Consider the following 12,038-nt stretch of genomic DNA (forward strand, 5'->3'; position numbering starts at 1 on the left):
AACTCCCGATTAAACGCGTACTTGCTCAAAATAATTAAATATTATTTTGAAAGGCGCGCACGGCCTTTTGCACGACGTGCATTAATTACTTTACGACCGTTCTTAGTTGCCATGCGAGCACGGAAACCGTGAGAACGCTTGCGCTTCAGAACTGAAGGTTGAAAAGTGCGTTTAGACATTGTTATTACCTTTACTGATCAGTAGTTTTTAGGTTTATGTTAAACCCGGCGTGGGACTTAACTTCACTCTGGCTCTTTATTAGAAAGCCTGAGCAAAATCCGACGCCTCTCAACAAAGAGGCGGAATTGTAATCACTGACTCATTAAGAGTCAATCATTGGTCTAACGAAAATTCCGGTCGACGAATTATACGGATTGTCAGTTAAATCTCAAGGATCCTTATTCGATCCCCACCTGGCGAAGAAATTTTTGCAGTTTTGGATCCTGTGGATTACCAAAAATATCTTGTGGAGAACCTTGTTCCACAATGTGTCCATCTGCCATGAAGATCACGCGGTCTGCGACTTCTCTGGCAAATTGCATCTCGTGTGTCACGACAAGCATGGTCTGTTTTTTCGCGGCGAGCGATTTCATTAAACTGAGCACTTCACCAACCCATTCAGGATCCAGTGCTGAGGTTGGCTCATCAAACAACAGGAGTTCTGGCTGAAATGCCATTGCGCGACCAATGCCCACTCGTTGCTGCTGACCGCCTGAAAGCGCGGCAGGGTAGCTATCCCCTCTATCACCCAAGCCAATGTCGTCTAGAATCGCTTGAGCGCGCTCTAATGCCTGATCTTTCTTCCAACCACGGACAGTGATCAAGCCTTCAGCAATATTTTGCCGTGCTGTCATATGAGCAAAGAGTGCATAGCTTTGAAAAACAAAACCGGTTTTGCGACGCAGCGCCAGAACATCCGATTTGGTGTGCTTTTCTGCATCGACAGTAATGTCATCAATGGAGATCACACCCTTGTTGGCTTGCTCTAGAAAATTTACGCAACGCAGCAGTGTGGATTTTCCGGTGCCACTTGAACCAATGATAACGATGATTTCGCCTTGCTGGATCTCGATATCAATGCCTTTCAATACTTCAGTGTCGCCGAAGCTTTTATGAATATTGTCGAGTTTTATCATCGTACGTATGCCTTATTGAGCTTCGCTTCTGCCCAAATTTGAACACGGGTCAGAATTAAGACCACACCCCAGTAAATCAGTGCAACCGCTAAAAACGCTTCAAAGAATCGGAAACTGGATGACGCTTCCATTTGCGCTTTCGCCATGATTTCGGCGACACCTAACGTAAAGGCCAGCGACGTCGATTTGATCATATCGATGAAATAATTCATCAAAGACGGAAGAGCTACGCGGGTTGCCTGAGGCAAAATAATGCGTCTCATGGCTTGGCTGGTGGTCATACCCACAGACAAACTGGCTTCCATTTGGCTTCTGTCGATGCCAATAATCGCTGCGCGAATGCTTTCCGCCATATAAGCGGCAAAATGCAGGGTTAAGCCGATAACTGCCGCACTAAACGCGTCCAACCCCACCATAAACGGAAAGATCTGAGGTAATCCGTAATACAGTAAGAAAAGTTGAACGAGCAGCGGTGTTCCTCGGAAAAAGCTGATGTATAACTGGCTAAGCTGATCCAGCACTGGCACTTTAAACACACGGATATTGGCGAGAATAACCGACAGTATCAAAGAAAACATCAGTCCCCAGGTGGCCATAGACATGGTGGTACCGAGATACTTCAGCAGTATCGGCATCAATTCCATCATGTAGTTAAAGTCGAAACCCATATGATTACCTGTACTTAAAATTCGGATGTAGCAGAGACAAGAAAAGGCGGAACCATGATTCCACCTTTATCCTTGTGTATTGTGCTTTTTGATTATTGAGTGATGTCGTCGCCGAACCACTTAGTCGAAATTTCTTTCAATGTGCCATCTTCACGCATCGATTTCAGTGCCGCATTCACTTCTTTCTGAAGCTTACGACCCGCTTCGTTATCAACAAACGGCCATGCATTTTGAATGGTTTCGAATGGCTGACCTGCAAGCTCAAGAGGAAGACCTGTCTTCTTGATAAGCTCTAGTGCAGATAAACGGTCCATGATGAACGCGTCAGCGCGGCCAAGTGCAACATCGTGCTCGATACCTGTGTCGTAGGTCTTGATGTTGATTTTGTTGTCTTTATCGTAATCGCGTAGCAGTTGCTCAAAGTTCGAGCCTAGGTTTACTGCAACCGTTTTACCTGCAAGATCAGCGATGCCTTTTATCTCATCGTTGCCTTTGCGAACCGTAATTTGTGCACCGTCAACGACGTATGGGTCTGCAAAAAGGTATTTTGCTTTGCGCACATCCGTCATGGTGATTTGGTTAGAAATGGTGTCAATACGCCCCGTTTCTAAAAGACCAAACAAACCCGAGAAATTTGCCGTTACGTATTCAACGTTGTAATCGTTACGTTTGCCTATTTCATCCCAAAGATCGACTTCAAAACCTTGAAGCACATCTTTTTCCACAAATGTGAATGGGAAGTAGCGACCAGACATTCCAACTTTCACGTCTGTTGCAGCATGAACAGTTTGTGCGAAAGAAGCAGTTAGGGCGAGAGCAGCAAGAGCGGACTTAATCCAGTATTTCATTCGTTATATCCTCATTATTATGGAGGGGAATATTACTGTTAATTGTAATATTAGTGAAAATAACGAGTTGTTATTACAAATAACCAACTATCTTAAAAGAAACGACTTGTTAACATTTGATCTTGGGGATAAACCGCTATTGATCCACAAATTGTGGGTGATCATGTGGGTAATATTGGGGAAAAGTGTGCGGATCACTCGAATTGAGGATGAAAAATTGTGAATAACTTAGATCTTATTCACTGGATCTGCGATCATTTACTAGCGATCTGGGCAACAGAGCGCTAGAATTACCAACCTTTTCCAAATAACGACTACAAGAGTGAGGGCAACGTGTCATCTTCGCTTTGGTTGCAGTGTCTGCAACAGCTACAAGAAGAGCTACCAGCGACTGAATTTAGCATGTGGGTCAGACCGCTTCAGGCGGAGCTCAATGACAATACCCTGACTTTGTTCGCCCCTAACCGTTTTGTGCTTGATTGGGTACGTGACAAGTACTTCGACAACATCAATCGCCTGCTTCTGCAATTTTGTGGGAATGATATTCCTAGCCTTCGTTTTGAAGTCGGCAGTCGCCCTGTTTCTGCACCTGCACCTGCCGCTCGCTCAAAAGCCGATGTCGCAGCTGAATCGTCTGCACCAGCGCAGCTTCACGCGCGCAGACCCGTGCACAAAACTTGGGAAAATGAAAATGAAGTGGTGGACATCAATCACCGCTCTAATGTGAATATCAAGCATAAATTCAATAACTTCGTTGAAGGTAAGTCGAACCAGTTAGGTTTGGCAGCAGCGCGTCAGGTGGCGGATAACCCTGGTGCAGCGTATAACCCACTGTTTCTATACGGCGGCACGGGCTTAGGTAAAACTCACTTGCTCCATGCTGTGGGTAACGCCATTGTGGATAACAAGCCCAATGCGAAAGTGGTGTACATGCACTCTGAGCGTTTCGTTCAAGATATGGTAAAAGCGCTGCAAAACAATGCGATTGAAGAATTTAAACGTTACTACCGCAGCGTTGATGCATTATTGATAGATGACATTCAGTTTTTTGCTAACAAAGAACGTTCTCAAGAAGAATTCTTTCATACGTTCAACGCATTGTTAGAAGGCAACCAGCAAATCATCCTAACTTCTGACCGTTACCCTAAAGAAATTAATGGGGTAGAAGACCGATTGAAATCTCGCTTCGGCTGGGGATTGACCGTTGCCATTGAGCCGCCGGAGTTAGAAACCCGTGTTGCTATTTTAATGAAGAAAGCGGAAGACCATCAAATTCACCTCGCCGATGAAGTCGCGTTCTTCATTGCGAAACGCTTACGTTCTAATGTTCGTGAGCTGGAAGGTGCGCTAAACCGTGTTATTGCCAATGCGAACTTTACGGGTCGCCCGATCACTATCGATTTTGTTCGTGAAGCGTTGCGTGATTTATTAGCATTGCAAGAAAAGCTGGTTACGATCGACAACATCCAAAAAACTGTCGCCGAATACTACAAGATTAAAGTAGCGGATTTGCTGTCTAAGCGCCGCTCACGCTCCGTTGCTCGTCCTCGTCAATTAGCAATGGCGCTTTCCAAAGAGCTCACCAACCATAGTTTGCCTGAAATTGGTGATGCCTTTGGTGGTCGTGACCATACCACGGTGCTGCACGCTTGCCGCAAGATAGAGCAGCTTCGTGAAGAGAGTCATGATATAAAAGAGGACTATTCGAACCTAATTAGAACCTTATCGTCATAAGGCAAAGAGATACCAATGAAATTTACCATCGAACGCAGCCACCTGATCAAACCGTTACAACAAGTTTCTGGCGCTCTGGGTGGACGCCCCACGTTACCTATTCTGGGTAATTTGCTTCTGAAAGTCGAAAACAACGTGCTTTCATTGACTGCGACCGACCTTGAAGTCGAGCTGGTGGCAAATGTGGCGTTGGAAGGCGATTTTGAAGCGGGCAGCACAACTGTTCCTTCTCGTAAATTTCTGGATATTTGTCGAGGATTACCAGATGACGCGATCATCACTGTAGTGATGGAAGCGGATCGCGTTCAAGTGCGCTCCGGTCGAAGCCGTTTTTCTCTTTCGACTCTGCCTGCGAGTGACTTCCCAAACATTGAAGACTGGCAAAGCGAAGCGGACATTACGCTTTCTCAGCAAGAGCTGCGCAGCTTGATTGAAAAAACGCAGTTTTCAATGGCGAACCAAGATGTTCGTTATTATCTGAATGGTATGCTGTTTGAAATCGAAGGAGCGACGCTTCGCTCTGTGGCAACAGACGGTCACCGTATGGCGGTTTCACAAACTCAGCTTGTATCAGAATTACCGAATCAACAAATTATCTTGCCTCGTAAAGGCGTTCAAGAGCTCGTTAAGCTATTGGATGCACCAGAAGCCGAGGTGACTTTGCAAATAGGCAACGCCAACTTACGTGCGGCTGTGAATAACTTTACTTTCACCTCTAAATTGGTGGATGGTCGATTCCCAGACTACCGTCGAGTCATGCCGCAAAGCAGTAATAAAACGCTAGAAGCGCCATGTGATGAGTTAAAACACGCGTTTTCTCGCGCGGCAATTCTATCGAACGAAAAGTTCCGTGGTGTACGCGTGAACTTCATTGGCAATGAAATGCGCATTACTGCCAACAACCCAGAACAAGAAGAAGCGGAAGAAGTGCTTGATGTTTCTTTTGATGGCGACGACTTGGAAATCGGGTTTAATGTCAGCTATGTTTTGGATGTATTGAATACCCTTCGCTGCGATAAAGTGCGAATCTCAATGTCTGATGCGAATGCCAGCGCACTGATTGAGAATGCCGATGATGACAGCGCCATGTATGTGGTGATGCCAATTCGCTTATAGTGGATTGGGTTTATGCCACTCACCAGACTGATTGTTCAGACATTTCGTAATATTGAAGCCTGTGACGTTGAACTGTCACCAGGCTTTAATTTTCTTATTGGCCCTAATGGCAGTGGGAAAACCAGCATCATCGAAGCCATTTATTTGCTTGGTCATGGGCGTTCATTTAAAAGCTCTTTGACGGGAAGAGTTATCCAAAACGACTGTGATGAACTCTTCGTACATGGTCGTTTTTTGAACCAGGATCAATTTGAGCTGCCAATTGGCATTAATAAGCAGCGCGACGGCTCAACAGAGGTTAAAATAGGCGGTCAGTCTGGACAAAAATTAGCGCAGTTAGCTCAGGTTTTGCCTTTGCAATTGATCCATCCAGAAGGGTTTGAGTTACTGACGGATGGTCCAAAATTTCGTCGAGCATTTATCGACTGGGGGGTTTTCCATACTGAATCACATTTTTATGATGCATGGGGAAGATTTAAACGGCTCAATAAGCAGCGAAATGCGTTACTGAAAACTGCCACCCATTATAAAGAACTCAGCTATTGGGATCAGCAAATGGCAACGCTGGCTGAAAACATCAGTCAATGGCGACAAGAATACGTTGAAAACATGAAGAAAGTGGCAGAAGAAATCTGTCGCACATTTTTGCCAGAATTTGATATCCAATTGAAGTATTATCGAGGGTGGGACAAAGATACACCTTATCAGGATATCCTCGAAAACAACTTCGAACGTGATCAGTCACTTGGCTACACATTCAGTGGACCCAACAAAGCTGATTTGAAAATCAAAGTGAATGGAACGCCCGTTGAAGACGTTTTATCACGCGGTCAATTGAAACTCATGGTCTGTGCGCTGAGAGTCGCGCAGGGGCAGCATTTGACTCAAATGACAGGAAAGCAGTGTATCTACCTGATAGATGATTTTGCTTCTGAATTAGATAGCCAACGTCGACAGCGTCTTGCAGACTGCTTGAAATCGACGGGGGCACAAGTATTTGTAAGCTCTATTACTGAGAGCCAAGTCGTTGATATGCTCGACGATAATGGCAAAATGTTTCATGTGGAACATGGCAAAATAGAGCAAGGATAAAAAGAGAGTAACTCATGTCAGAAAATTACGATTCATCGAGTATTAAAGTACTGAAGGGTCTGGATGCGGTTCGTAAGCGTCCGGGTATGTACATCGGCGACACTGACGATGGCACCGGTTTACACCACATGGTCTTTGAGGTGGTGGATAACTCTATTGATGAAGCGTTAGCAGGTCACTGTAATGACATCATTGTGACTATTCATGAGGACAGCTCAGTCTCGGTACGTGATGACGGCCGTGGTATCCCAACAGAAATGCACCCTGAAGAGAACGTATCAGCAGCCGAAGTTATCATGACGGTACTTCATGCTGGTGGTAAATTCGATGACAACTCATATAAAGTATCGGGTGGTCTACACGGGGTAGGTGTTTCGGTAGTAAATGCGCTATCTAAACAGGTAACGCTTACCATTCAACGTGGGGGTGAAATCCATACCCAAACTTACCACCATGGTGAGCCTCAAGCGCCACTCAGCGTGATTGGTAAGACAGAGAATACGGGTACTGAGATCCGTTTTTGGCCAAGTGAAGAGACCTTCACGAATATTGAGTTTCATTACGATATTTTGGCAAAACGTCTACGTGAACTTTCGTTCCTAAACTCTGGTGTGTCCATCAAATTGATTGATGAGCGCGAAGAAGAAAAAATGGATCACTTCATGTTTGAAGGTGGTATCCAAGCGTTTGTTGAGCACCTGAACACCAATAAAACACCGATTATTCAAAAGATATTCCATTTCGATTTTGAGCGCGAAGACGGCATTACGGTCGAAGTCGCCATGCAGTGGAATGATGGTTACCAAGAAAACATTTACTGTTTCACCAACAACATCCCTCAGCGTGATGGTGGTACTCACTTAGCCGGCTTCCGTGCTGCTCTAACACGTACGCTAAATAGCTTCATGGACAAAGAAGGCTTCTCGAAGAAGGCGAAAACCTCAACTTCTGGAGATGATGCTCGTGAAGGTCTAACGGCTATCGTTTCAGTGAAAGTACCCGATCCGAAGTTCTCAAGCCAAACCAAAGATAAACTGGTTTCTTCCGAGGTGAAGTCTGCAGTTGAATCTGCAATGGGTGAGAAACTGTCTGAGTTCCTTGTTGAGAACCCAGGTGAAGCGAAGATTGTATGTACCAAGATTATTGATGCAGCGCGAGCTCGTGATGCAGCGCGTAAAGCGCGTGAAATGACTCGTCGTAAAGGTGCATTGGATTTAGCCGGTCTGCCCGGTAAATTAGCGGATTGTCAGGAAAAAGACCCTGCACTCTCAGAACTATACATAGTGGAGGGTGACTCTGCGGGCGGTAGTGCCAAGCAGGGACGTAACCGTAAGAATCAAGCAATTTTGCCGCTTAAAGGTAAAATCCTTAACGTTGAAAAAGCACGCTTCGACAAAATGCTGTCTTCTCAAGAAGTAGCAACGCTTATTACTGCTCTCGGCTGTGGTATTGGTCGTGACGAATACAACCCAGATAAGTTGCGTTACCACAATATCATCATCATGACCGATGCCGATGTCGATGGTTCTCACATCCGTACGCTTCTACTTACGTTCTTCTACCGTCAAATGCCAGAGCTGATTGAGCGCGGCTACGTGTACATTGCTCAGCCACCACTTTACAAAGTGAAGAAAGGTAAGCAAGAACAGTACATTAAAGATGAAGATGCGATGAGCCAGTATCAAGTCTCTTTGGCTCTAGATAATGCGTCACTTCACGTGAATGCAGAAGCACCAGCGCTAGCAGGCGAAGCATTGGAGAAACTGGTTCAACAGTACAATGCGGGTATCAAATTAGTGGATCGCATGAGCCGTCGCTACCCACACGCATTGGTGCATGAATTTATTTATGTACCTCGTTTAAGTGCAGAGCAATGCCACGACACCGCGGTGGTAGAAGCTTGGGGTAAACGCCTCGTAGAGCAGCTTAACGAGAAAGAAGTAGGCGCAAGTCAATACAGCTTGGAAATCGAAAAACACGAAGAGTTAGGCATTAGTCTACCAAAGATCGTGGTGCGTACTCATGGTGTTACTCACGAGCATGTGCTCAGTGTCGATTTGTTTAATTCGAAAGAATACGGCAAGTTAGCGGAGCTTTCTGAAGCGCTAGATGGGCTTATCGAAGACAGTGCTTACATTAAGCGTGGCGAACGTACTCAACCAGTAGTGAGCTTCGTTGAAGCACTGAATTGGTTAATCAAAGAGTCTCGTCGTGGTCTAAGCCTACAGCGATACAAAGGTCTAGGTGAGATGAACCCAGATCAGCTTTGGGAAACCACGATGGACCCAGAAACACGTCGCATGATGCAAGTGACTATCGAAGATGCAGTTGGTGCAGACCAGCTATTTACCACATTGATGGGTGATCAGGTTGAGCCGCGTCGTAACTTCATTGAAGAGAATGCATTAAAAGTCGCCAACCTAGACGTTTAGATTTATTTCTCTTCGCTAGATGAACTTATTTCTATGTCGAAGGTGCTCATTTATGTTTATAAACTCCGCGCCTTCTCCTCGAACTAAGCTCATCCAGCTTTGATAAATACACGATACTACTTTAAAGACCGCCTTATCGGGTGGTCTTTTTTCTTTCTTAACTCTATGAAAAATAATATCTTTAAAATTATTTTTGTTTTTTCTCTTGAAAGATTAGACGACTATCCACATATCTAGTTTTGAGAGAACGCCGTAAGGGTCTCTTAAAACGCTTGTCCAGTTTGCGTCTCGCCAAGATGGCTAAAGAGAGCAAACAAATACGGAAAGCACACAATTTAACTTTTGTTAGTGACCATGTCCCTGTGCAACCATTGCCAGTGGAATGGTAAGACTGACTCCTTGGCACCAAATTAAAACTGCCAAGGCTATTGCTTATCATAAGGATAGTATTATGCGTAATGTAGATTTCACTCCCCTATACCGTAACGCCATTGGTTTTGACCGTTTGTTAAATCTGATGGAAACCAACAATGCCAAGAACTCGTCTGGCGGCTACCCTCCATATAACATTGAGCAAAAAGATGAAAACAACTACCGTATTACTATGGCGGTGGCAGGTTTTGCTGATGAGCATTTAGACATCACTCAGAAAGAAAACATGCTGATTGTGCGTGGTGAGCGTCAAGCCGAAGAAGGGAAAAATTACGTTTATCAAGGCATTGCTGAGCGCGACTTTGAACGTAAATTCCAGTTAGCTGATTACGTGAAAGTGGTTGGCGCAACCATGGAAAATGGTTTACTGCACGTCGACTTAGAGCGCGAAATCCCTGAAGCGATGAAGCCTCGTAAGATTGCCATCAACGGCAAAAACATCATCGAAAGCTAAGATATTGGTATTAGCCTTTAAATAGTAAAACGCCCGCATCTGCGGGCGTTTTCGTTTTGTATTGAAACTGTATTATTTGCTGTCGTAGGCTTTTTTTATCTCTTCAGCAATCACTGCAATACCTTTTTGCATTACTTCATCATCTTGCACGTAGTTCATGCGCAAACATTGATGAGCATGATCCCATTCGTCTTTCTGACCGATAAAGAAATATTCACCAGGAACAATCAGAACACCTCGGTCTTTCAGGCGTTGATACAGTTCCATTGTGGTAATAGGTAATTCATCAAACCACAGCCATAAGAAGATCGCGCCTTCTGGTTTGTGAATACGAAAACGTGGGTCATCGATAGCATCTTGAAGAAGCTGGACGGCGCGCTGAGATTTCTGTTGATAGAAAGGTTTGATGGTGTTTTGGCTTAGGTCAAGTAAATCACCGGATTCAATCATGTGCTTACCTAGCGCTGGACCTAAACTTCCTGGCGCCAAGCTGATGATGCCATTCATGTTGGCAAGCGCTTGAGTAACCTCTTCATTTGCAATCACAATGCCACAGCGAAGCCCCGGCAATCCGAGCTTAGACATACTCATGCAAAGGATGGTGTTGTCATTCCAAAATGGCGTCACATCTTCAAAAATGATGTTTGGGAAAGGGGTGCCATAAGCGTTATCGATAATCAGTGGAATATTGTTGTCACGTGCTAGTTTATCCAGCTTGCGCACTTCTTCATCGGTTAACACGTTGCCTGTTGGATTTGTTGGTCTTGATGCACAAATCGCTGCGATAGATTCATCCACTTTTAACTGTTCAAAATCCACATGATATTTGAACATCCGGTTATCCAACATTTCGATCTCGGGGTGATAAGACACGAAAATATCATCGTCAATGCCCGCATCACCGTAACCTATGTACTCAGGTGCAAGAGGAAGTAATATCTTTTTGTGCGAGCCGTCGGCATGTTGACCAGCAAATAGGTTAAAAAGATAGAAAAAGCCACTTTGGCTACCATTGGTTAGGCTTATGTTTTTTTCTGAAACGTCCCACCCATAAGTCTCTTTAAGCATAGAAGCTAATGCTGAAATGAACGCATTTTTACCTTGGGGACCGTCATAGTTAGCCATTGAGGCAACCAGTTCTCCATTTTCCAGCATGCTGGCACTGGCTTGGTGAAAATATTCGAGCATCGCAGGAATGGCGGCAGGGTTACCACCTCCGAGCATGATGGCGCCTGGCGTACGGAGGCCATCGTTTAAGTCATCCATTAGCTGGGTAATACCTGAATATCGATTAAATTTTTCACCAAATGTAGAGAACTGCATTACTTCTTTTCCTAAATATTTTTTGTATTTTCTGTCATATGCCGTGTGTAGCGACTGAATTGCTATTACTTGCCATTCAGCGCTGATACTTATGTTGATAATTTGTTGTGCAAGACTGCTCAACATACATTATCGAAACAGGAAGTAAAAGAGGGGAAGAAGCTTTGTTTTTCAAGGAGGAAATGTGAGGCTAAATAGTACAGATATGTTAGTGCTATAAGGTATCGATTCACGCTCGATTAATCGTGATTTTTGATGGAGAGTAAGTTCGAAGCAAATAATGGGCATGTGTAATTCAAGGGTTTTATTTAATGGTTCTGCAAGAGTGTTGATGTGTACTGAAATATAATTTTCAACATACTAATCAACAGTTTGGATTGTCATGAAACACAAATTTTTACTCACATCACTTGCTGCTCTCGCATTGTCTGCTTGTAACGTAACCAATTACCAAGCGGCCGAACCAACCGCAGCACCTCATGATATTAAAGAAGCCAAAGTTAAGCTGAGTGGCATAGACAATATAAAGGTCACGGATGACGGTTATATTACGTATTTTGAATCCGTACCTCATGGCTACATGTGGGACACGCAGGTTATTAAACAGATGAGCCAAGAAGGAGCATGCGAAAATCTGTATGACTTCTTAGAGCTTGGATTTGTGGTGAAAATTGGCTTTAAAGGTGAGGGGGGGCGAGAAGAGCATTTTGATTTAGCTCGTTGCAATGCGGAAGAAACAAACTGATTTCCTCCTGTTAATAAATTAAAAAAGGAAGCCAGATGGCTAATGCCGATCAGTTAAG

The 12,038-nt window shown here is 44.4% G+C and carries 11 protein-coding genes; 6 read left to right on the top strand and 5 right to left on the bottom strand.

From position 1 onward, the window contains the following. Positions 1-41 precede the first annotated feature (41 nt). The 4 genes from rpmH to CW749_RS23585 all read right to left on the bottom strand — a co-directional run bounded on the left by rpmH (position 42) and on the right by CW749_RS23585 (position 2,652). On the bottom strand, positions 42-179 hold the full coding sequence (gene rpmH / locus CW749_RS23570; RefSeq protein WP_101114886.1) for a 50S ribosomal protein L34: 138 nt from the start codon (positions 177-179) through the stop codon (positions 42-44). A gap of 219 nt (positions 180-398) precedes the next feature. Continuing rightward, entirely contained in the window at positions 399-1,136 is a 738-nt protein-coding gene (locus tag CW749_RS23575; protein ID WP_101114888.1) for an amino acid ABC transporter ATP-binding protein, read from the bottom strand. Continuing rightward, a complete protein-coding gene (locus tag CW749_RS23580; protein WP_101114890.1) occupies positions 1,133-1,804 on the bottom strand; it encodes an amino acid ABC transporter permease in 672 nt (223 codons plus the stop codon). Before CW749_RS23580 ends, CW749_RS23575 begins: the two co-directional genes overlap by 4 nt. Before the next feature lie 92 nt (positions 1,805-1,896). Then, complete coding sequence (locus CW749_RS23585) at positions 1,897-2,652, bottom strand: amino acid ABC transporter substrate-binding protein (RefSeq protein ID WP_101114892.1); 756 nt, start codon at positions 2,650-2,652, stop codon at positions 1,897-1,899. Between the two features lie 333 nt (positions 2,653-2,985). On the opposite strand from CW749_RS23585, the gene dnaA reads away from it, so the two are divergent. From dnaA to CW749_RS23610, 5 genes are all read left to right on the top strand, one after another. Further along, on the top strand, positions 2,986-4,386 hold the full coding sequence (gene dnaA / locus CW749_RS23590) for a chromosomal replication initiator protein DnaA (RefSeq protein WP_101114893.1): 1,401 nt from the start codon (positions 2,986-2,988) through the stop codon (positions 4,384-4,386). Between the two features lie 15 nt (positions 4,387-4,401). After that, a complete protein-coding gene (gene dnaN, locus CW749_RS23595) occupies positions 4,402-5,502 on the top strand; it encodes a DNA polymerase III subunit beta (RefSeq protein ID WP_101114895.1) in 1,101 nt (366 codons plus the stop codon). 12 nt (positions 5,503-5,514) lie between these two features. Continuing rightward, positions 5,515-6,594, top strand: a complete 1,080-nt coding sequence (recF, locus tag CW749_RS23600) for a DNA replication/repair protein RecF (protein ID WP_101114897.1) — start codon at positions 5,515-5,517, stop codon at positions 6,592-6,594. A 14-nt stretch (positions 6,595-6,608) separates the two neighbouring features. Further along, on the top strand, positions 6,609-9,026 hold the full coding sequence (gyrB, locus tag CW749_RS23605; protein WP_101114899.1) for a DNA topoisomerase (ATP-hydrolyzing) subunit B: 2,418 nt from the start codon (positions 6,609-6,611) through the stop codon (positions 9,024-9,026). Positions 9,027-9,477: 451 nt separating this feature from the next. Next, positions 9,478-9,912 carry an Hsp20 family protein gene (locus CW749_RS23610; RefSeq protein WP_101114901.1) on the top strand — a complete coding sequence of 145 codons (435 nt, stop codon included), beginning with the start codon at positions 9,478-9,480 and terminating at the stop codon, positions 9,910-9,912. A 72-nt stretch (positions 9,913-9,984) separates the two neighbouring features. Here the strand turns inward: CW749_RS23610 and CW749_RS23615 are convergent, their stop codons facing one another. Further along, positions 9,985-11,235, bottom strand: a complete 1,251-nt coding sequence (locus CW749_RS23615) for a valine--pyruvate transaminase (RefSeq protein ID WP_101114906.1) — start codon at positions 11,233-11,235, stop codon at positions 9,985-9,987. 382 nt (positions 11,236-11,617) lie between these two features. Here CW749_RS23615 and CW749_RS23620 point away from each other — a divergent pair, with 382 nt between their 5' ends. Then, positions 11,618-11,980, top strand: a complete 363-nt coding sequence (locus CW749_RS23620) for a hypothetical protein (protein ID WP_101114902.1) — start codon at positions 11,618-11,620, stop codon at positions 11,978-11,980. Positions 11,981-12,038 lie beyond the last annotated feature (58 nt).

The sequence above is a fragment of the Vibrio sp. vnigr-6D03 genome (assembly GCF_002835515.1).
GTDB lineage: Bacteria > Pseudomonadota > Gammaproteobacteria > Enterobacterales > Vibrionaceae > Vibrio > Vibrio penaeicida.